Annotated in this window: 17 protein-coding genes; 13 read left to right on the forward strand and 4 right to left on the reverse strand. The window is 39.8% G+C overall.

Annotated features, from left to right (window positions below; all coding sequences use genetic code 11):
• The first annotated feature begins 3 nt into the window (after nt 1–3).
• The 8 genes from ACRRSQ_RS02825 to ACRRSQ_RS02860 all read left to right on the forward strand — a co-directional run bounded on the left by ACRRSQ_RS02825 (nt 4) and on the right by ACRRSQ_RS02860 (nt 10,394).
• On the forward strand, nt 4–384 hold the full coding sequence (locus ACRRSQ_RS02825; RefSeq protein WP_440874174.1) for a VOC family protein: 381 nt from the start codon (nt 4–6) through the stop codon (nt 382–384).
• A gap of 176 nt (nt 385–560) precedes the next feature.
• Nucleotides 561–1,532: an MBL fold metallo-hydrolase gene (locus ACRRSQ_RS02830; RefSeq protein ID WP_440874175.1), complete on the forward strand. Its 972-nt coding sequence runs from the start codon at nt 561–563 to the stop codon at nt 1,530–1,532.
• Between the two features lie 38 nt (nt 1,533–1,570).
• A complete protein-coding gene (locus ACRRSQ_RS02835) occupies nt 1,571–2,530 on the forward strand; it encodes a Gfo/Idh/MocA family protein (RefSeq protein WP_440874176.1) in 960 nt (319 codons plus the stop codon).
• Between the two features lie 180 nt (nt 2,531–2,710).
• Nucleotides 2,711–4,063 (forward strand): TolC family protein, encoded by a 1,353-nt coding sequence (locus ACRRSQ_RS02840; RefSeq protein ID WP_440874177.1) that lies wholly within the window; start codon nt 2,711–2,713, stop codon nt 4,061–4,063.
• A gap of 2 nt (nt 4,064–4,065) precedes the next feature.
• Nucleotides 4,066–5,223, forward strand: a complete 1,158-nt coding sequence (locus tag ACRRSQ_RS02845; protein WP_440874178.1) for an efflux RND transporter periplasmic adaptor subunit — start codon at nt 4,066–4,068, stop codon at nt 5,221–5,223.
• Complete coding sequence (locus ACRRSQ_RS02850; protein WP_440874179.1) at nt 5,223–8,384, forward strand: efflux RND transporter permease subunit; 3,162 nt, start codon at nt 5,223–5,225, stop codon at nt 8,382–8,384. The genes ACRRSQ_RS02845 and ACRRSQ_RS02850 overlap by 1 nt, the downstream gene beginning before the upstream one ends.
• Entirely contained in the window at nt 8,374–9,066 is a 693-nt protein-coding gene (locus ACRRSQ_RS02855; protein WP_440874180.1) for a response regulator transcription factor, read from the forward strand. Before ACRRSQ_RS02850 ends, ACRRSQ_RS02855 begins: the two co-directional genes overlap by 11 nt.
• Before the next feature lie 32 nt (nt 9,067–9,098).
• Entirely contained in the window at nt 9,099–10,394 is a 1,296-nt protein-coding gene (locus ACRRSQ_RS02860; protein WP_440874181.1) for a sensor histidine kinase, read from the forward strand.
• A 24-nt stretch (nt 10,395–10,418) separates the two neighbouring features.
• Here the strand turns inward: ACRRSQ_RS02860 and ppk2 are convergent, their stop codons facing one another.
• Nucleotides 10,419–11,273 (reverse strand): polyphosphate kinase 2, encoded by an 855-nt coding sequence (gene ppk2, locus ACRRSQ_RS02865; RefSeq protein ID WP_440874182.1) that lies wholly within the window; start codon nt 11,271–11,273, stop codon nt 10,419–10,421.
• 306 nt (nt 11,274–11,579) lie between these two features.
• Here ppk2 and ACRRSQ_RS02870 point away from each other — a divergent pair, with 306 nt between their 5' ends.
• From ACRRSQ_RS02870 to ACRRSQ_RS02890, 5 genes are all read left to right on the forward strand, one after another.
• Nucleotides 11,580–12,995 (forward strand): polysaccharide lyase family 7 protein, encoded by a 1,416-nt coding sequence (locus ACRRSQ_RS02870; RefSeq protein WP_440874183.1) that lies wholly within the window; start codon nt 11,580–11,582, stop codon nt 12,993–12,995.
• A gap of 251 nt (nt 12,996–13,246) precedes the next feature.
• Nucleotides 13,247–15,859 carry a hypothetical protein gene (locus ACRRSQ_RS02875; RefSeq protein WP_440874184.1) on the forward strand — a complete coding sequence of 871 codons (2,613 nt, stop codon included), beginning with the start codon at nt 13,247–13,249 and terminating at the stop codon, nt 15,857–15,859.
• A gap of 199 nt (nt 15,860–16,058) precedes the next feature.
• On the forward strand, nt 16,059–17,009 hold the full coding sequence (locus ACRRSQ_RS02880) for a polysaccharide lyase family 7 protein (RefSeq protein WP_440874185.1): 951 nt from the start codon (nt 16,059–16,061) through the stop codon (nt 17,007–17,009).
• 188 nt (nt 17,010–17,197) lie between these two features.
• Nucleotides 17,198–18,607 carry a hypothetical protein gene (locus ACRRSQ_RS02885; RefSeq protein ID WP_440874186.1) on the forward strand — a complete coding sequence of 470 codons (1,410 nt, stop codon included), beginning with the start codon at nt 17,198–17,200 and terminating at the stop codon, nt 18,605–18,607.
• Nucleotides 18,608–18,811: 204 nt separating this feature from the next.
• Nucleotides 18,812–19,645 carry a substrate-binding periplasmic protein gene (locus ACRRSQ_RS02890; protein WP_440874187.1) on the forward strand — a complete coding sequence of 278 codons (834 nt, stop codon included), beginning with the start codon at nt 18,812–18,814 and terminating at the stop codon, nt 19,643–19,645.
• 30 nt (nt 19,646–19,675) lie between these two features.
• Here the strand turns inward: ACRRSQ_RS02890 and ACRRSQ_RS02895 are convergent, their stop codons facing one another.
• The 3 genes from ACRRSQ_RS02895 to ACRRSQ_RS02905 are packed head-to-tail and all read right to left on the reverse strand — an operon-like array spanning nt 19,676 to nt 21,191.
• Nucleotides 19,676–19,960, reverse strand: coding sequence for a hypothetical protein (locus ACRRSQ_RS02895; RefSeq protein ID WP_440874188.1), 285 nt, complete (start codon nt 19,958–19,960; stop codon nt 19,676–19,678).
• Entirely contained in the window at nt 19,960–20,427 is a 468-nt protein-coding gene (locus ACRRSQ_RS02900) for a DUF4405 domain-containing protein (RefSeq protein ID WP_440874189.1), read from the reverse strand. The genes ACRRSQ_RS02895 and ACRRSQ_RS02900 overlap by 1 nt, the downstream gene beginning before the upstream one ends.
• A gap of 23 nt (nt 20,428–20,450) precedes the next feature.
• Nucleotides 20,451–21,191: a siderophore-interacting protein gene (locus tag ACRRSQ_RS02905; RefSeq protein ID WP_440874190.1), complete on the reverse strand. Its 741-nt coding sequence runs from the start codon at nt 21,189–21,191 to the stop codon at nt 20,451–20,453.
• Nucleotides 21,192–21,473 lie beyond the last annotated feature (282 nt).

A 21,473-nucleotide genomic window follows, 5' to 3' on the forward strand; every position in this document is an offset into this window, starting at 1 on the left:
CCATTGAATTTAAACCAAGTAACTTTACCTGTTATCGATATGAACAAAGCCTGCCAGTTTTATCGCACCTTAGGTTTTACCCAAATTGTTGATACCGAGCACTATGCGCGTTTTGAATGCCCAGAAGGCAACGCTACGTTTTCATTGGCGTTAGAGCCTGCGCCAATAGATAATGGCGCGGTGATTTATTTTGAACATCAAGCATTAGATGCTTGGGTCGAGCGCCTACAAGGTAAAGGCATCGAATTTACTCAGCTACCCACAGAACAACGCTATTTGTGGCGAGAAGCGGTATTATTTGACCCGTCAGGCAATAAAATTAAATTGTACTGGGCTGGTGAAAATCGACTTAACCCTCCTTGGCGTGTTGAACTAAGCGAGTAGCTTAATCAATTCGCTTAGCTATCAATTAACTTAGCTATCAATTAACTTAAAGCTAAGTTACCTGTAGGCAACATATCGTGTAACAACTCTTTAGCCACATTAGCTATCAATTACTGAGTGTGATTAGGTAGACTGAAATTTATGTTAAAGCGCACCGTTAAATAATAGGAATAAATATGAAGTTTTTAATTACACTGCTTGCTGGTTTATTAACGGTTAGTTGTAGTTCACAAACACAGGTTAAGGCAAGTCAGGTATCTGCACCTATTGTCGATAAACAGCAAAGCGTCATAACAAAATCCCATTGGTCTCATGGCAGCGAAAATTGTGACAATAATAGAGAGCCTATTATTGAAACCTACCAACATAATGAAAATACTTATATTTTTAGACAAAACAAATGCGCAACATTTGAAGCACCCTTTATATATGTATTTGTTGGTAAAGAAAAAATATTAGTGCTTGATACCGGCGCACTTGATGATATTCATCAGTTTTCTTTATATCAGACATTGCAAAATACACTCGGCGAAAATCAATTAGCCACTAAATCATTAGTGGTCATTCATTCTCATCGTCACAGCGATCATTATAAAGGCGATCTTGCATTTAAAGATAAAAAGAATGTTCAAATTATTGCTCCTACGGCAAAAGCAATCGGCCAGTATTTTAATTACCAAGACTGGCCAAATGAGCAAAAAACCATTGAGTTGGGGCATCGAACAATAACGGTTATTGCGACTCCTGGGCATCAAGCACAAGCCATCACGCTGTACGACGACCAGACAAAATGGTTAATGACTGGTGATAGCCTATATCCTGGGCTGATATATGTTAAAGATTGGCAAGCTTATCGTAATAGCATTAAACGCATTAGCGAATTTTCAAAAAATAACCCAATCAGTGCGATTATGGGCGCTCATATTGAAATGTCTAACAAGCCAGGTATTATTTACCCGATCGGCACAACATATCAGCCAAATGAACACCAACTAGATTTAGGGCTAGTGCATTTAGAAGCGCTAAATTCAGCGCTGCAAGCCAATCAAGAACCCAAAGAAATACGGTTTGCTGAGTTTATTATTCAGCCGATGAACATGCTGCAAAAATCTTTAACAAGTGTTGCCGATTGGTTGACTAGTGAATAATGGCACAGTCGTTATATAACAAGGTATAGGAATAATTTGTGAACAAAAAACTAAACTGGGGAATTGTCAGCGCAGGTCGAATTGCTGAACAGTTTTGTCAAGACTTACAATACACGACTAACGGAATTGCTTATGGGGTGGCGGCAAGAAACCTTGCTGATGCGCAGGCTTTTGCAGAAAAATATCATGTTGAAAAAGCCTATCAAGGCTATCAAGCCATGTTTGACGACCCTGCCATTGACGTTATTTACGTAGCAACCCCGCATAATTTCCATTATCAAAATGTCGTTGACGCAATATCAGCCGGTAAACATGTGTTATGTGAAAAACCGATCACCATTTCTGCTAAGCAATGCGCGGAGTTATCGGTGTTAGCAAAAGAAAAAAATGTCTTTTTGATGGAAGCGATGTGGACTTACTTTTTACCGGCAATGCAAAAAGCCAAGCAGTGGGTTGAACAAGGGCGCATTGGTAACATCAAACATGTTAAAGTCGATTTTGGTTACCCTATGCCATATCAACCTGAAGGGCGTGCATATAATCCAGAACTGGCCGGTGGCTGTTTGTTAGATATGGGCATCTATCCAATTGCGATAAATCACTTCTTTCTTAATCAGGATCTTGACGAATTACAAGTACGCGCACAACTGGCGCTAACGGGTGTTGATGATGACGTAATGATTACCGCAAAATGTGGTCAAGCAATGTCGAGTTTAGCCACTTCATTTCAATGCCGATTAGGCAATAGCGCTCATATTATTGGTGATAAAGGTTATATTGTTATTCCTGACGCATTTCGTGCCTATCAGTGTTCATTATTTGAAATGGATGATTTGGTTGAGCATTTTCAAGATGACCGACAATCAATTGGTCTTAACTTTGAAGCAGAAGAAGTTGGCCGTTTAATTTTAGCTGGCAACATTGAAAGTGACGTGGTTAGCCATCAACACAGTTTGCTTTTTCAACAGCAAATGGAACGTATTAAAGCCTTATTTTAGCGAAGGTCAACAGCGCTGAACACACGATAATTTGTGTGACTTTCATTTAAAGAATCCTCAACGTGACAAGTAGCGAGTTGAGGATTTTTCACTTTTTTTACCTAAATAACGACGTCTTAACCGTGTCTTAACCACCGATCATTTACGCTTTAGCCAATAATTAAAATGATGAGGTTAAAGATGAAAAAGCCGATTAGGTTAGCTTCTGCTTTTAGCGTGTGTATGCTTGCCTCTTGTGCGTCTTTTAACGATGTAACATATAGCCAACAAGCAGAGCAACAACTAAGTAATCCCCTTAATAAACAAGTCAACACTGAAAATAAGATTAATGAGTCGTCATTGTCTTTAACACAGTTACTTGCGCTAGAAGAGTCAGAAAAGCTTATTGCCAGTGCCTTTGAGCATAACCCGAGTTTGCAACAAAGTTTATTGACCTTAAAAATTGCGCAGCAGCAAGTTACCGTTACGTCGTCTGCAATCTGGCCAAGCGTTAGTGCGGGCGTAAACGCTAACAAAGTTGAAAATACTGCCAGTGACTATTCAGCAAGCCTAGATGTAGTGTGGACACTCGATATTTGGCAGCAGTTAAGTGATGCAAATAACGCGCAGCATGCAAGCGCTATTGCCTCAGCGTATCAATATCAAGACGTTAAAAACTTATTAGCAGCCAACGTTATGCAAGCGTATTTGGGCTTAGTGCAATCGGCTCAACTTATTGAAATAGAACGCTTACGTGTTGCTGTTTATCAAACCAACGAAAAGGTTATTATCGACCGTTATCGTAAAGGCTTAATTGAATTAAGTGAGCTTGATACTGCAAAGTCATCAACCCGTTCTAGTCAAGCCAATTTGGTCAATTACCAAGCACAATATCAACAAGCGTTAAGAAACTTATCGTTACTGACTGGACTTAGTGAAAACCAACTTAATTATCGTACCGACTTTCCTGATGTTTTATTGGCATTAACTGACGTTAGCGAGCAAAACTTAGCAACTCGTCCAGACTTGCAACAAGCTTATCAAGAAATTATTGCCAGTGAATACCAACATAAAGTTGCCTACAAAAACTTATTACCGAATTTATCGTTAACTGCATCTGTGGGAAACAGTGATGCAAATTTACACGAAGCATTGTTTGGTAGTGGTGCTTGGCAATTACTGGGGCAATTATCTGCGCCGCTATTTAATGCAGGCAAGCTTACCAGCGAAGTAGAAATTGCCAAATTCAACGCCGAAAAAACCTACTGGCAATTTCAAGAAACCTTATTAAATGCTGTTAACGAAGTCGACAATGCTGTGGCATTAGAGCACGCGCTTGTCGAACAAATCAAGCTAACAAAACAAGCGCTTGAAAGTGCAAGGCGTAGTGAAACAACGTACACCGAACGTTATCGTCAAGGAACGGTATCTTTAATTGACCTGTTACAAGTTCAGCAGCAAACCTTTTCATTGCAAGCGCAAGTAACCGAGCTTACGTATCAACACTTAACAAATCGCATTACTTTAGGTCTTGCACTGGGCTTAGGAGCTTAATTATGGCAAAAATAAATAAAACATTAATTGTAACAGTAGCCGGATTTTTAATGATTTTTTTGGCTGTTGGCATTAATGGCGCCATGTCGACCAAACAGAAAAAAACACCGCCACCAAAAGCGGTAGTGCAATTACCTGTAGTGTCGGTTAGCCAAGTTTCGCCTGTTTCGCATCAAGCAAGCGTTGTGAGTTATGGCGAAGTTGTTTCTCGTCATCAGTTAGACTTAACGGCGCAAGTGAGTGGGCAAATCACCTATTTGTCTCCTAAGTTTTTATCGGGTCACACCTTTGAAAAAGGTGAAGTGATCGCCAAAATTGAACCTATTATTTATCAGCAAGCACTGGCAAGCGCACAAGCGAGTTTAGCCGACGCTAAACTTGCGTTAGCACAAGAAGAATTAAACAGTCGTCAAGCGGCACAAGAGTGGCAACAATCAGGTCTAGCCAATGAACAAGCTTCAGATTTGGTGCTGAGAAAACCGCAACTTGCAGCAGCTCAAGCAACATTATCAATGGCAAAAACCGATGTTGAAAAAGCGCAATACGACCTAGAACAAACCCAATTAGTGGCGCCGTTTAACGCGCTAGTGGTAACAAGACAAGTGCAATTAGGCAGTAACGTGCAAGCCGGTGTTACCTTAGCCGAGCTATACGATACCGCTGTTTTTGAAATTGCCTTGCCACTTTCTCAGCAACAATGGCAACTGCTACCTGAAAACGACATTAATACATTATCGGCGTTAACCATTGCGATTGTTGATGAAACCAATCAACACCAATGGCAGGCGAAAATTGACCGTGTTGAACAACATATTGACGGCACGAGTCGACAACGCTCATTAATTTCAACTGTTGAGCAGCCAATCACTTTATCAAAACCTTTGTATCCAGGTACTTTTGTTAAAGCCACTATAAGTGGACAATCCCTTGATAATTTATGGAAATTACCGGCATCTGCTTTAATCGACAATCAAACCGTTTGGCAAGTAACACAAGAAAATGTACTTGAACACTTGGCAATAGCCGTTGTTTTTTCACAAGGCAGTGATGTTTATGTGCAACCTGAACAACCGATGAGCGTAGCAACAATTGTTAATCGTCCATTGGCAAGTTATCTAGCAAAAATGAAAGTAGAAGCAGTAGTTGAGGAGCGTCAATAATGAACTCTTCAACCAACCAAGGTGGTGTTATTGCATGGTTTGCGGGTAATTCCGTTGCGGCAAACTTACTTATGTTGTCGATTTTGTTTCTAGGCATATTGTCGTTTAACCAGCTACGAAAAGAAGCCTTTCCGGCAATGGCGACTGACTCAATTAGTATTTCCATGGTTTACGACAGTGGTGATGCCAAGTTATCGGAAGAAGGCATTGCGATAAAAATTGAAGAAGCATTAGCGACAGTACAAGGTATTAAACGTATTACCTCTACGTCAAATGCCAATGGCAGTAACCTCATAGTTGAAGCCAAGTCTAGCTACGACCTTGATCTTTTACAGCGTGATATTACCGCAGAAGTTGACGCAATTTTTAATTTTCCTGCCGATGCAGAAAATCCTGTCATTGAACAAGTTACGCGCTTAACCCAAGCTTATTCCGTTAAAATTTATGGGGATACTGACCGTACTACGTTACAAGCGTTAGCCGAGCGCTTAAAAGTCGACTTACTCGCAAAAAACGCTATTTCTAATGTTGAAATCAAAGGTAAAGCTGAACCTATGATGTCTATCGAATTAGATGAGCAAAAGCTGCAAGCGTATAATTTATCGTTTTCTGATGTTGCCGACATTGTTAATAATGAATCGTCGGTTGCGTTATCTACTAGTTTACGTAATGCCGATAAAGTAGTGCGTTTAAAAGTGGCAGAGCAGGCTTATCGTAAAAAAGAGTTTGCCAATATTCCGTTAGTTACGCTAGCTGATGGCAGCCATATTTTGTTAGGCGATGTGGCAAAAATAGACGACAGTTTTGCCGATGATGTCTTTGTGGTGGGGCGCTACAACGGCCAACCGGGTATTGGTATTGAACTGACAGTTGATGAAAACGGTGATGTATTAAACATAGTTGAACAAGCTAATCAGGTGATTGAGCAATGGCAAACGAGTTCGTTATTGCCTGACAATGTTGCTATTGAAGCGTGGAATGATGGCGGCACGTTAATTCGCGATAGATTGGCGCTGTTGGTTAAAAATGCGTTATCGGGGATCGCGTTAGTATTTATTGTTTTAGCGTTATTTTTAAATCTACGAGTGGCTATTTGGGTGACGGCGGGTCTACCGTTTATTTTTTGCGGCACCTTGTTTTTTATGACCGACAGCTTTACCGGTATGTCGATTAATGAAATGACCACGTTTGGCTTTATTCTCGCACTGGGGATTGTGGTTGACGACGCTGTTGTGGTGGGTGAAAGCATATATTCAACACGAAAAGAGCAGGGTGATACACTGCAAAGTACCATTGAAGGCACCAAAAAAGTGGCTGTTCCGACTATATTTGGCGTGTTAACTACAGTGGCAACTTTTATCGCCTTAGCCAATGTTGAAGGTGGTATGGGGCAGGTTTATTCACAGTTTGCAGTCGTGGTGACGATTTGTTTAATCTTATCTGTTGTTGAGTCTAAACTTATTTTACCTTCGCATTTAGCGCACTTAAATACCCATCGTAAACCTAAGCAAGGCTGGCGCAATATTTGGGGGCGAATTCAACATGGCGCCGATGCAGGCCTGCAGTACTTTAGCGACCGTATTTATCAACCCGCGGTAAAAGTTGCCATTAACTACCGTTATGGCGTTTTCTTTGCTTTTATCTCGGTGTTTATTTTAGTGATTGGCATGCCACTTAATGGCAGTGTGCGTGTGGCATTTTTCCCTGATATTCCAGGCAGTGTGGTTGAAGCCAATATGCTAATGCAAAATGATGCAAGCTTTGGTCAAACCAACAAAAACCTGATGGTATTAGAGCGAGCAGCTAAAGAAGCCGATCAACTATTGATGGAAAAACATGGTAAACCGGGTACTGCGATAGATACAGTGGAAGTGATTGCCGAGAGCGACTTATCTGGTTCTGTGGTTATCGAACTCGATGAAAATTCGCCTTATGGGTTAAATGATTTTGTTCGTATTTGGAAAACAACCGCTAAAACGCCAGAAGGCGTGCGTAAACTTGATATTATGTCTGGTTTTGGTGGTCGAGATAATTTCAAAGTTGAAATAAAAGCATGGGATACCGAATCTATTCGTATAGCCGGCCAAGAAATTAAATCTGAAATTGCGCAAATTCAAGGTGTTAGTGGTATTGATGATAATTTTGACTCGGGCCAAGCTCAACTTCGTTTTGAATTAAATGAACAAGGCTTAGCATTAGGGCTAACGACGCAAAGTTTATCTCGCCAAGTATTACAAGCCTTTGGCGGTGAAATTGTCCAGCGCTACCAACGTGATAAAGATGAAGTTAAAGTGCGCATTCGCTACCCAGAAGATCAACGTCAAAACGCAAATGACATTCATAATGCCAATATTCGCGTAAGCAGTTCCCAAGTTGTGCCATTATCGGTGGTGGCAAATATTTATTCTGAGTATCAACAAAATGAAATTACCCGTATTTCGGGTTTACCTGCGGTTTATGTGAGTGCGCGGGTTGATAAAGATATTCTCTCGTCAAATGAGTTAGTGCAAACATTACAAAATAGCTTGATCCCATCGTTAGAAAGTCGTTATCCCGATCTAAATATACACTTTGCTGGTGAAGCAGAAGAGCAAGCAGAAACAACTAATTCAATGAGCTATTTATTTATCATGGCCATGGGCGCAATTTATATTTTATTGGCGATACCACTGCGCTCTTATGTGCAGCCGGTGATCATTATGATGGCAATACCGTTTGGTTTGGTTGGTGCAATATTAGGACACTATTTAAACGACATGGTACTAAGTATTTTATCTTTCAATGGTATTGTTGCTTTAAGTGGGGTAGTGGTTAACGATAGCTTATTATTAGTGTCGCGCTTTAACCGTTTGAAAGAGCAAAAAATTGATATTAAAGAAGCGGTACTAACCGCCTGTACAGGCCGATTACGCGCTGTATTGTTAACATCCATTACTACGTATGCGGGGTTAATGCCGCTGCTGAGTGAAACCTCGACCCAAGCGCAGTTTATTATTCCTGCCGCAGCATCGCTAGGTTATGGTATTTTATTTGCAACTTTTATCACCTTATTGCTTGTTCCTGCGTTGCTTATGATGCAACAAGATGCGATAAACATATTAGCCAAAATAAAAACTAAACTCTTCTCAAACACAGAGGAAAATGTTGCTTATGAGCATTAGTGTATTGTTAGTTGAAGACGATATCGATCTGGCCGCTACCGTTGTCGATTATTTAGAGCTTGAAAATATTCACTGTGATCATGCCGTTAACGGCGTGCAAGGTTTAGCTTTGATTGAAGCAAACAACTATCAAGTGATTTTGCTCGATTTAAACCTACCGCGTTTAGATGGTTTATCTGTCTGCAAACATGTGCGTGAAAACAGCAATGATACGCCGATTTTAATGTTGACTGCGCGTGACTCGTTAACCGATAAAGTAGCAGGGTTTGATGCGGGCACTGACGACTATTTAGTTAAACCTTTTGAAATTGAAGAATTAGTTGTACGTGTTATTGCCTTGTCGAAACGAAAAAGTGGTCAAGTGGCAAATTTAACCTTTGAAGCGCTAAGTTTAGATCTTAAACAGCGCAGTGCTAGTTATCAAGCATTGCCGGTAAAGCTAACGCCAATTACCTATAAATTGCTTGAAAAACTGATGCGAGAATCGGGCAAGGCGGTAACGCGAGAAGCGCTAATGTACGCAGTTTGGGGCGAAGAACAACCTGACAGCAATAGCTTGAAAGTGCATCTTCATCATTTACGTAATTCACTTAAAAAAGTGCAGGCAAAATTAACCATAGATAATGAAGCAGGCTTTGGTTTTGTCTTACGCAGTCAAAGTGAAACACAGAGTAAAACATAAGCTAAATGGTAGAGCAGAAAAAGGCGCAGTAAATGAGTATACGTAATTATCTTTTTATTATTTTAACTAGCATGGTGCTAATTATTGCGTCTTTTTTGTCGTTTCAAAGTGCTCGTATTTTTATTGGCTCTTTTGAGCGCTCTATGGCAGGCACGATGCGTGAAATAGCTGAGCGTTATCCTAAAGAGGGGACTGACGAAGCACATGTTTTAGACTTTTATGTCACAACCGATTGGCAAAAAGTGCCTAGTAAAGTTAAAGAATATTTTCCGACTATTCCAGAAAATTCTAACCGTATTCAAAGTAAATTTGTTGACTGGGTGTATTTTGCTCCGCCGCAAAAATCTTACTCGTTGCTGACGGTGAAACGCAACAATCAATTAATCTTTATTACTCATATTAATGAGAATATCCACCAAGAAGTTGAAGAGAAATATGGCAAGCAAGCCTGGTATAACGACCCGATGATATTTATTGCCTTACTTGGCGTGTCTGGCATCGTGATTTTTATATTGGCACAGCTTTATGCATTTAGAAAGGTGACAATGCCCGTTCAACATTTGCATCGCTGGGCAAAAGATTTACAGATAGAAGATTTAAAAAATACCCCGCCCGATTTTCAGTTTAAAGAACTTAATGCACTTGCTGCCATTATTCACAGTAATTTGAGTTCGGTCGCAAATTCCGTTGAGCGCGAGCAAGAATTTTTACGTTATGCCAGCCATGAACTGCGCACACCAATAGCTGTGCTAAGAAGTAATACGGCGCTGTTAGAAAAAGTGAACCCAGAGCCAAGTGACAAAGAACGTAAAATAAGAGATCGGATCCAACGGGCGAGTTTAACCATGAAGTCGATGACTGAAACCTTGTTGTGGTTAAGCCGAGAAGGGGAAACTGAGTTAATATCTGAGCCATGCTCATTAGGGAATTTGCTCGCAACCATGCAAGCAGAATTATCGTATTTACTTTCAGGTAAACAAGTGTCGGTTGACTTGGTCACTGATAATACCGAAATTACTATTGAAACGACGCCGGTGATTATTGTCTTAAATAACCTGATCAGAAATGCTTTTCAACACACTCAACATGGCCAAGTTGATATAGTTCAATGTGGCAGTGAAGTTGTTATCACTAATGTTGAAATGGATGATGCTTCGCAAGTTTCACAAAAAACGACTGCGCAGGAATTAGGCTTTGGCTTAGGTATGCAACTGGTCGAAAAACTAGTGCTGCAATTTGGCTGGCAATACACTATTAAACATAGCGCGCAAAGTTATCAGGTGTTGATTAACTTTAAACGCTCTGAACCTGTCACAAATTCTGTTTAAATTGATCGTGTGTTAGTGAGTCAGTTAATTATTTAATTCATCTACGACACGCTTGATAATGCGTCTGTCGACTTTAATCACACTTTCATCTTTATTGTCATAGTCAAATTGGCTTAACAGGTAACTAATGGCATTAATCCGGGCTTGTTTTTTATCATCAGATTTAACTACTGTCCAAGGGCCTTCTGGGCTACTGGTGTAATAAAACATATCTTCTTTGGCTTGCGAATATTGCTCCCATAAATTTTGCGACTCTTTGTCAACCGGGCTTAGTTTCCACTGTTTTAACGGATCGGTTTCACGCTTTTTAAAGCGTCGTGCTTGCTCTTCTTTGCTAACCGAAAACCAAAATTTAATAATATGAATGCCTGAGCGTCTTAGCATGTCTTCAAAGCTTGGTACTGTGCGCAAAAACTCCATAACTTGGTCTTTATTACTAAATTTCATTACCCGTTCAACGCCTGCTCGGTTATACCAACTTCGATCAAAAAGTACGATTTCTCCGCCACTTGGCAAGTGTGTAACGTAACGCTGAAAATACCATTGGCTTAATTCGGTTTCGGTCGGTTTTTCTAAGGCAACAACGCGGCAACCTCTAGGATTGATATGCTCAATAATACGCTTAATCGTACCCCCTTTACCGGCAGCGTCACGCCCTTCAAAAATAATGACAACTTTTTTATGGTGCTTTTTAACCCAAGTTTGAAATTTAACTAATTCAATGTGCAAAGGGTTGAGCAAGGTTAAATAGTCGCTATTGCTCAATTTTTTCTGCGATTTTCGATGTTCGATGCCGTTGTAATTGTCACCAAACTCTTCTTGCTTACTTTGATCTTTAATACTGACTTCACTAACGGAAAATGAAGGGGATGGATTCATAATTGGCTCACTATTACATATAGGGATTTAATCAATGTTATCGATATTTATTTTATAAGTTTAGAAGATAGTAAAAATAAACAAAATTATTTGTGTTTGAACGCAGATCTATATCAATTTTTATTAAAGATAAAAGCTAAATTGCCATTTGTTCAGTGACTTAACTCATTTATTCACATTTTATTTTTCCATAACTTGTCGTTTATTTATAATGCTCATTACCTGTTGTTATTACCAATTTGTGTTGATTGGTTTGTTTTTGCGTGTATATTGGTTGTTTTTAATTTGATGGGTTATGTTTATATTATGCGTTTTAATTTGTTTTTACCTTTCTTGTTCTTATTGTCTGTTTCTGGTTGTGGTTCTTCAAGCGAGTCAGAAACTCAAACGCCAAATGAACCAGTAAGTGATGTTACTACGCCAGATATTCCGCCACCTGGCGATACTGAAACACCGACTGAAATTCAAGAAATCGCCTGTCAGAGCACCGCTCGATTAACGTTTGTTGAAGCGCTGGCTGATGATGAAATGACAAATTACGACGCTAGCAAGGTCATTGATGGTCAATTTGTATCGCAATCTCGTTGGTCAACTAGGCAAAATGAACAAGCTATTATCTTAACGTTAGCTGAGACGTCATTAGTAAAAGGGATCGCGATCACTTGGTTAAATGAAGAGCAAATTAGCTACAGTTATGACGTTGAAACTTCGCAAGACAACATCACATGGCAACCTGTATTAACCTCTCAAAATAGCGACGCTAGTTCAACTCGAAGTGAGTACGTTGAGTTAACGCAGACTACCGCTAATTACGTTAAAATTACTGCGCGTGGCAATGTGCTTAATAATGGCAATCATATCGTTGAAGCAGAAGCTTTTGGCTGTTTCACTGAGCATCAGTCTGATATCGCGCTGAACGACTGGTATCTGAGTATCCCTGTAGATGAAGCGACGAATACTAAATCACAAAGTATTTATGAATCGGTATTAACGGATAATTACTTTCATGCTGAATTTTTCTTTATCGACACTGAAGGTGGGCTAGTCTTTAGGTCACCGATAGAAGGAGCGAAAACATCAACGAATACCAGTTATACCCGTACTGAATTGCGTGAAATGTTGCGCAGCGGCGATACCAGTATTCGGGTGCAAGGCATCAACAAAAACAACTGGGTATTTTCTAGTGCAAGTACCGACGAGCAAGAGGCTGCTGGTGGTGTTGATGGTGAACTTGTTGCCGAACTCGCTGTGAATTATGTGACTGAAACTGGAACATCGGCGCAAGTTGGCCGCGTTATTATTGGCCAAATTCATGCGAACGACGACGAGCCGATTCGTGTTTATTATCGAAAACTTCCTCAAAACGATAAAGGCGCTATTTATCTCGCGCATGAAATATTAGATGGCGACGATATCTATTACGAGCTTATCGGCACACGCTCTCAAAGTGCAGCTAACCCAGAAAACGGTATTGAACTCAATGAACGATTTGGCTACACAATTTCGGTTGTTGGTAATTCATTAACCTTTACATTACGCCGCGAAGGGCAAGAGGATATTGCCACCGTTATTGATATGAACGACAGCGGCTACGATCAAGGTGGTCAATATATGTACTTTAAAGCTGGTGTCTATAACCAAAATAATACCGGAGATCCAAAAGACTATGTACAAGCCACTTTTTACCGCATTGACAATAGCCACCAAGGCTATAGCAATTGATACAGCGCTTATTTGGCAATAATAACGTTATAAGTACGAAGATTTTGGTTATACCAATGATGGCGCTTTGTTTGTTTTTTAGTGAATTATTGGTTGACAGATTGGTAATGTATTGCGAGTATGGTTTCACTATGGTGCATAACTTAAGTATTTTTTAAATTGATTTTACTTTGTTGATGCATGTTGGTACTCGAAATTGGTACTAGTAATTGGTATTAAAATAACTAAAAAAGAGTAGGGGAAGAATTATAATGAAAAGCAAATTGTTAATGACACTGCCAGCTTTATTAGCGCTGGGAGCCTGTCAAGATGACAATGTAACCGAGAGCATGGGTAACTCATTAGGTAGTGTTGCTATTGCTGGAGATGCCTATATTGGTTCTACATTGTCAGCTAATATTACTGATAATAACGGCTATGACAGTGCCGGTGTTTCCTATACTTGGATGCTCAATGACGAAGTCATTGCAGGCGCAACATCTGAATCTTATGTGATTGTTGAGGCTGACAACACCAGTACAATTACCGTATCGGTTTCTTATGTTGATAGCGATGGCTATAACGAAATTGCTAAATCATTTGCAACAGAAGCTATTAGGCCTGTACCGGTAAACACTGAAGGTAGTCTTGAAATATTAGGTGATGCCTATGTCGGTGATGTATTAACTGCCATTCTTTCTGATCCAAATGGCACGGGTGACAACGCAGTTGATTATGCTTGGATGGCTGATGGCTCTGAAATCGCCGACGCTGACGCAGCAAGCTACACCTTAACTAGTGCAGACTTAGGTTCTCAAATTAGTGTATCAGCAACTTATATCGATAACGACGGTTTTGAAGAAGCGGTTGTTTCTGCACAAACCGATGCGGTAATCGAAGAACCAGACTTCCCGTCAATTCCTTTAACACAAGTCGCGCAAATTACCGATAACATGTCAGATGACGCCGGTGAGTTACGTTATAAGCACAGTGGCAGTATTGAAGCGGGTAAAATGACAGTTTCATTTGCTAAAGATACTGTTGTTACTGCAGGTGGCAGCGCAAAAGAAGCCTACATCGCTCTATACGGTAGCTCTACTTCAACCAATAATGCATTGGTTGATTTACGCATTGGCAACGGAACCTATACTATTCGCAATAGCGATATCGTGGTGTCGTCAACTTTCACCCCAGGTGATTGGGTTGATGTTGAAATGACATGGGATGCAACAAGTGCCAGTGCAACGGTTGCGCCTAAAGTAACCTTAACCATTAATGGTACCGCAGTCACTAGTGACGCCTTCGACTCCGAATCTGCTGACTTTTCTAGCGTTATGGACGGTGTTGAAACGGTTGTCTTTAAATTAAGTGATACGAGCTCGATTGTAACGGGCGCTTATATTGTTGATGACTTTGTGCTTTATTCAGATCTTGCCGGCACTACTGAAGCCTTTGCTGATGACTTTGAAGGTTACAGCGTAGATGATTCACTTGATACCGATAATGCCTCATCTCCTTATAATTCAAGTACTGCCGAAGCGGTTGTTGCTGAAACTGAAGGCCGCGCCGTTGCTGCGCCACCTTTAACACAAGCAGCGCAAATTACCGATAACATGGCTGACGATGCGGGTGAGTTACGCTATAAGCACAGCTCAACGATTGAAGCAGGTAAAATGACAGTTTCGTTTGCTAAAGACGCAGTCGTGACTGCTGGCGGCAGCGCAAAAGAAGCCTATATCGCTTTATATGGTAGCTCTACTTCAACTAACAATGCGTTGGTAGATTTACGCATTGGTAACGGCACCTACACCATACGTAATAGCGACATTGTGGTTTCTTCAACGTTCACGCCAGGTGATTGGGTAAATGTTGAAATGACCTGGGATGCGACAAGCGCCAGTGCAACTGTTGCGCCTAAAGTGACCTTAACCATTAATGGCAGTGCGGTAACTAGCGATGCATTTGATTCAGTATCGGCAGACTTTTCAACGGTAATGGACGGTGTTGAAACGGTTGTCTTTAAGTTAAGTGATACGAGTTCTGTGGTAACGGGCGCTTATGTTGTTGACGATTTTGTGCTTTACTCAGATGTTGCCGGTACCACTGAAGCGTTTGCTGATGACTTTGAAGACTATAGCGTCGATGATTCGCTAGATACAGATAACGATGCTTCACCTTATAACTCAAGCACTGCCGAAGCGATTGTTATTGAAACTGAAGGTCAAGCGGTTGCGATGCCAACAGAAAACCAAGTTGCCTCTATTACCGACAATATGGGGGACGACGCAGGTGAATTACGTTACAAGCACAGCTCAACGATAGAAGCGGGCAAAATGACTGTTTCTTTTGCAAAAGATGCGGTTGTAACTGCCGGCGGTAGCGAAAAAGAAGCCTATATTGCTTTATATGGTAGCTCTACTTCAACTAACAATGCTTTGGTTGATTTACGTATCGGTAACGGTTCTTACACCATTCGTAATAGCGATACTGTGGTTTCGTCAACGTTCACACCAGGTGATTGGATTGATGTAGTTATGACGTGGGATGCGACTAGCGCTAGCGCAACAGTTGCGCCAAAAGTGACTTTAACCATTAATGGTAGCGCGGTAACAAGTGATGCATTTGATTCAGTATCAGCCGATTTTTCAACGGTAATGGACGGCGTAGAAACCGTAGTATTTAAACTAAGCGATACTAGCTCGATTGTAACAGGTGCTTATAAAGTTGATGACTTTGTCTTGTATTCAGATATTGCGGGTACAACTGAAGCGTTTGCTGATGACTTTGAAGGTTACAGTGTTGGTGATTCACTTGATACAGATAACGCGTCATCGCCATATAACTCAAGTACTGCAGAAGCTGTTGTTGCCCAAGTCATTAGATAATACATCTGACTGTTGTGCTGCAATGTACTGAACTGTACTGAACTGAACAGTGCTGAAAAGTGCTAATAAAGTGAGGCGATGTAGTTAGATTGTTAACTATATCGCATTGCAATAATGATGATAGCGCTACTTGTAGCGCTATTTTTTATTTCGCTATTATTGAATAGATTATCCGTAAAATAAGCAGTAGGTAACAATAATGAAACCTCTTTTTAAACACACAGTAAGTTTGGCTTGTATGGTGGTTGCTTTTAGTCACAGCCTAGTGTTCGCACAAGACATCATCAATAGTCACAAAGAAAAAGTAACGCTAGATGCTAATGCTAACCCTGCGAGTAACTTTGATTTGACTGATTGGAGCATTAGTTTGCCGATTGACTCAAACAAAGATGGGGTTGCAGACAACGTGCCTGAAAATTATTTGGCCAGTGGCTTAACGATTAAGCCGCTATTTTATACGGCTGATGATGGCGGTATGGTATTTCTTGCGCCAATTGATGGCCCTAAAACATCTAAAAATACCAAATACACGCGTACTGAGTTGCGTGAAATGCTGCGCAAAGGCAATGCTCGAATTAAAACCAAAGGCATTACTCAAAATAACTGGGTGTTTAGCAGTGCCAAAAGAAAAATAAAGAAAAAAGCAGGCGGTGTCGATGGCACACTCGACGCGACACTTGCAGTAAACCATGTCACCACAACGGGTGATGCCAAACAAATTGGTCGGGTGATCGTTGGGCAAATTCATGCCACCAACGATGAGCCTGTAAGACTTTACTATCGCAAACTGCCAAATAATACGCATGGTGCTATATACATGGCACATGAACCGTTAACTGGCGACGAACAGTGGTACGATTTAATAGGTTCGCGTGCCAGCAATGCAAAAAATCCTGAAGATGGAATAAAACTTGATGAGGTGTTTAGCTATCGCATTCATGTTGAAGGGCATTTATTGCGGGTGACTATTATGCGCGCTGGCAAAGAAGATGTTGTGCAAGAGGTTGACATGACTAACAGCGGTTACGATAAAAGTAATCAATACATGTACTTTAAAGCGGGTGTTTATAACCAAAATAATACCGGCGATAACACCGATTATGTGCAAGCGACATTTTATCAACTAGAAAATAAACACAATAAACGTTAGGGTCTGTTGATCTTTCGTGTTTATTTTTACCTGTCTTAAAGCACCATGTATTTTCTATGGTGCTTCATTTTTATTAACCTTCAAACCAATATTGGTCTCCAACTTTTCCCCTGTAATTTGTTCATTAGCTGCTATCTTAATAAGACCTATGCGGTATAAACATGACTAAATGAGTACAAGGAAGACCGATGACAACTAAATTCTATATTGATGCGCATGTCCATTTCTTTTCTGCTGGGCACATTCCACTGCAACAAACCATTGACAGACTCTTAAATAAAACCTTTGGTAGCACTGGCAGTAAATTAACTGCGGCAGCAGGCTTATCTGTTGCTGCTCCGCTTATTCCTTTATTACCCCTTTTAGAAAATACGGGAGCGGTGGAGGGGCGTATTGAACGCATTAAAGGGTTTATCGAGTTTTTTGATACCGATGCCGCGTTTAGCATTAATAAAGCGGTCACTTCTAGTGAAGGCATTTATTTTATTAGTGACTATGACAATCGCATTAAATTATTTACGCCACTTGTGATGGATTTCGAATACTCTGTGGTTGACTACAACCCTAATTATGTTGGTCAAAAACTATTAAAAGACCAAGTAAAAAACTTAACACAAGAAGCCAATTCTTTATTGATAAAAGAAAAGCTTATCAATAATAAATGGCTAGTTTTGCCGTTTCTTGGTTTAGATTTACGTCGATTTGACAATGCTGATAATATCGAGCACACACTCGAGCAATTAATTGCATTAAACAGCAGCGGTTTAAATGTGATTGAGCTTAATGACTTTGAACAGCCATTTGAAGATTTATACCAACAATATAATGGCGGCTGTATTGGTTTAAAAATTTACCCGAGTTTAGGCTGTGATGTTTGGCCAGAAGATGAGCAGCGCAGAGCAATTAACATTGAATTGATAAAAACACTGGCGCAAAAGCAATATCCGGTAACGGTACATTGTCAAAAAGACTCGTATGAGTCAGGCAACTTAGATCTTAGTGATGAAACCCTAATAAACTATGCTAACCCTAAAAAATGGCAAAACTTATTGAATGCGGCTGACAATCCTAAACTGTTTTTGAATTTTGCTCATTTTGGTGGCGAAGAGGGCGTTAAGCGCTTAGTTAACTGGCGTTCATGGCGAGCAGGAGATCGGGCACAATATAAAAACAAAAAGTTATTTGAGGCATTTGATCGAGATACTAAGTCGTGGACTTATCGCATTATTAAGCTTTTAAAAACACAACAAAATATTTATTCAGATCTGGCGGCATTTGATTTTGAAGACCAAAAAGCCGTAGCATCTTTTTTATGGCTGTTATATTTAGATGAACAAGGACAATTAGACGATGAGTTTCCTAACAGCCAGTATAAACTAAAAGACAAAATACTCTTTGGTACTGATGTTCCTATGACGATGTATCAATACCCTGAATATAAAGCGCAAGTTAAAGCCTTTTATCAATGCATGAAAGGGAATTATTCACACAAGTTTATGTTTGTCTTACCACCGAGTGCTTGGTTTAACGGTAATAGTAATGAATATATTGAAAATTTCATTAATCATAATCCAGCGGCATTCTTATTTAAGCGCTAATAACGTTTCATCAATTTTGTTGAATTCAAGCAATGCGTCGTTCGGGTAAAAGTTCGGTTCGCAGTCTGTGTTAGCTTTTTCGTTTTATTACTTATGTTTTATTGATTAGGTTTAAGTGCTTAGGTTTTAGTACTTAGTTAGGTAAAACGTACTATTTTAGACTAGGTTTATAACTAAGGTGTGCATTAACGTAGGCGTGGCTATTTGAATTATTCTAACGCTAGAAAACCGTATTGGCTTCAGATTGCACTTAGCTTTGTGCTTTGGAGTTTTGCAATTTGGTGCTTGGCATTTGTCGCCTTTGCATCTTCATACGCTTGTCCGGCTAAGTTAACGGCGTCGCTATTTAAAAATGACAGTTGTGTTGACGCTTGGCAGCAAGAGTTAATGGCACGTGTTGGTTGCGATGTGACTTGGCTTGAATATATTCCGGTAAGAAGAAAGCTAGAGTTGTTAAAAAATGGCAAATTAGATTTTGCTTTTGGCTTAACTCGAACAAAAGAAAGAGAAAAGTTTGGTAACTTCACTAACGATATCATTTCACATTATTATTCAATTGTTGCTCACAAAGAAAGCAAAGCGCTCAACATAACATCTTGGTGCGATGACGTCATGAAAGACTCTGATGTGATCTTACCCTTAGGCTCATTTATTAATGAAGATGTTGATGCGTTATCAAAAAATTCCACTTGCGTAAAAAGTGTTATCTATGCGCCGTTGAGTTCATATCAAGCAGCTGCAATGCTCAAAAAAAAGCGCGCTGATTTTACATTTATTTCCAATGTCATGTGGAATCGAAAAATTGTAGAGTCGCCTGAAATGCTGGAGGGGCTAGTTTTTCTCGATCAAAAATTATGGTTAGACAAAGTGGCACTTTTAGTTTCAAAAAAACATCCACCAGCATTTATTGATGCAATTAATGAGCAAGCAACCTTGCTACTTGAAGAGTCTGAGACGTTATGCGGCTTTAGTAAAATCGAAAGTGATAAAAGTATTGTGACAAACGAACCAAATCAAGAGAATAAGCCGAAGTACTAGGCTTTTAATACTTCAGGCATTATTTAATCGTTATTTAAATTTGTGTTTTAATTTTCTCAATATCTTTAGCCATAATAATGCAAGGCCCATCGGCACACCAATAAGTACCAACTCTTTAACGAAAGGCAATATGTACCTCATTGCACTTGGTATACTTTTACCATTATTTTCATTGTCACCATGAGAAAATCCGAGTTCATTAATTTGTTGTGCCCAGTCAGTAAGCTCTAACGATATCATTAATAAAGATATTGATACCGAGACCAACGAGAGCAGAAAAACACGTTGTCGCCAATGTACTTTTAAATATTTCATCAGCGTGACTCCTTGGTAAATATTTTCTTTGATAACTTAACAATCCAATGCCAATTTAATGCAAGGTGAATACCCAGCATTGGCATCAACAAGGTAGCTGAGTCGTGATGCAGCTTCGACCAAAAGTCTTGAATATCAATATTTATGTTTATTGCTGGCAATAGTGCTACCGATACCAGAAAACCGCTGATAAAGGCTAATAGCATTGTCAGGTACAACAGATAGTCCCATACAATCGTGAATCGTTCCCTTGCTGAAATTTTAGTGACAAATTTCAAGGCGCTTTGTTTTATCCAATCCCAATGCAATAAAAGGTGAATAAAAAATGGCGCAACAAAAAGTACGCTTAGCCATTCATGTAAAGGTAAACCTGTGGCTTGTGGCGCTGATACTATTGCAAAGCTAAACAATAAGATAGCGTCCATGACATATCGCGTTTTATGTAAATTTTCTTTCCAGTTAGGCATTAATTGCAACCTTATCTTTTTGATCATGCGTTTAATATTTGCTTTTGTTGTTTCCAATACGCACTCGCGTAAAGCATTGTTTTTTTATAGTGACAGTTGTTATTAAGATGCTGTTTTAATTGCCTTACTATGCTTGCTTCTGCAGCAATAAAAATAGCGGTGTCAACTAAGTTAGTGCCATGAGACTCCAGTGCTTGTACAAATTTTTTTGTTAATTTGTTGTGTGTCACTAACCAATGAATTTGAATTGCACTTGGCGCAGTTAACGTTTGAATATCACCTTCATCCGGTACTTGAATGTAGACATGTCCAGTGGCATGTGTTGGTAATTTTTCTAACGTCGCGGCAATAGCTGGAAGTGCGGTTATATCACCAAAAAACAAATGATTGTTGGCAGATAAATCTGGATGTTTTACCTCGCCAGGACCCGCGATGCCGAGATAGTCTCCAGGCTTTGCTTTTAGTGCCCAACTACTTGCTAACCCTTGATGATCATTCACAGCAAAATCTATCGTTAAGGCTAAGTTCAATTTGTCAAAGCTTCTAATTGTGTAAGAGCGCATAAACTTCTTAAAACCTAAGTAAAGGCCTAATTTAGGTTTATTGTTGCCAAGCTTAGGGTTAGGAAATATAGCTTTGACATGTGCACTTTCTTTGTTTTCAGGAAAGTCGCTTAGTGCTTCACCCGTTAAGGTTATACGTCTCATGTGTGGCGACAAATCACGGACTGACAAAACTTGTGTCATACGCATTGTAGGACCCATAATTAAATTCTCCTATTTGTTTGTTTTTAATCAGTTTATAAACAGATACACTAGAGCATGTTGAACTTTGGTGTATGTTTTTTCAGCAGTATATTGCGTATTTATACAAGGCAGCGCCTATGCAGTGTGGTTGTTCCACATAAATAGGCGATAAAGACTTTATGCTCCTGCAAAGTCACCTTACCCCACATCCATGTGGGGCAACGTAGTAGAAATACGCAATAAACGCTGTCTTTAAGATTCGATTAAACGTGATTTACTCTGTGTTATAGCTCATTTATA

Origin of the sequence: Thalassotalea sp. PLHSN55, from assembly GCF_052030545.1 — a bacterium.
In the GTDB taxonomy this organism is placed as follows: Bacteria; Pseudomonadota; Gammaproteobacteria; order Enterobacterales; family Alteromonadaceae; genus CANMXU01.

What these genes read in the sequence shown, in the direction of transcription:
- ACRRSQ_RS02830 (WP_440874175.1), top strand. Translation starts at nt 561, where the DNA reads ATGAAGTTTTTAATTACACTGCTTGCTGGTTTATTAACGGTTAGTTGT.
- ACRRSQ_RS02840 (WP_440874177.1), top strand. Translation starts at nt 2,711, where the DNA reads ATGAAAAAGCCGATTAGGTTAGCTTCTGCTTTTAGCGTGTGTATGCTT.
- ACRRSQ_RS02845 (WP_440874178.1), top strand. Translation starts at nt 4,066, where the DNA reads ATGGCAAAAATAAATAAAACATTAATTGTAACAGTAGCCGGATTTTTA.
- ACRRSQ_RS02850 (WP_440874179.1), top strand. Translation starts at nt 5,223, where the DNA reads ATGAACTCTTCAACCAACCAAGGTGGTGTTATTGCATGGTTTGCGGGT.
- ACRRSQ_RS02855 (WP_440874180.1), top strand. Translation starts at nt 8,374, where the DNA reads ATGAGCATTAGTGTATTGTTAGTTGAAGACGATATCGATCTGGCCGCT.
- ACRRSQ_RS02860 (WP_440874181.1), top strand. Translation starts at nt 9,099, where the DNA reads ATGAGTATACGTAATTATCTTTTTATTATTTTAACTAGCATGGTGCTA.
- ppk2 (WP_440874182.1), bottom strand. Translation starts at nt 11,273, where the DNA reads ATGAATCCATCCCCTTCATTTTCCGTTAGTGAAGTCAGTATTAAAGAT.
- ACRRSQ_RS02870 (WP_440874183.1), top strand. Translation starts at nt 11,580, where the DNA reads ATGCGTTTTAATTTGTTTTTACCTTTCTTGTTCTTATTGTCTGTTTCT.
- ACRRSQ_RS02875 (WP_440874184.1), top strand. Translation starts at nt 13,247, where the DNA reads ATGAAAAGCAAATTGTTAATGACACTGCCAGCTTTATTAGCGCTGGGA.
- ACRRSQ_RS02880 (WP_440874185.1), top strand. Translation starts at nt 16,059, where the DNA reads ATGAAACCTCTTTTTAAACACACAGTAAGTTTGGCTTGTATGGTGGTT.
- ACRRSQ_RS02885 (WP_440874186.1), top strand. Translation starts at nt 17,198, where the DNA reads ATGACAACTAAATTCTATATTGATGCGCATGTCCATTTCTTTTCTGCT.
- ACRRSQ_RS02895 (WP_440874188.1), bottom strand. Translation starts at nt 19,960, where the DNA reads ATGAAATATTTAAAAGTACATTGGCGACAACGTGTTTTTCTGCTCTCG.
- ACRRSQ_RS02900 (WP_440874189.1), bottom strand. Translation starts at nt 20,427, where the DNA reads ATGCCTAACTGGAAAGAAAATTTACATAAAACGCGATATGTCATGGAC.
- ACRRSQ_RS02905 (WP_440874190.1), bottom strand. Translation starts at nt 21,191, where the DNA reads ATGGGTCCTACAATGCGTATGACACAAGTTTTGTCAGTCCGTGATTTG.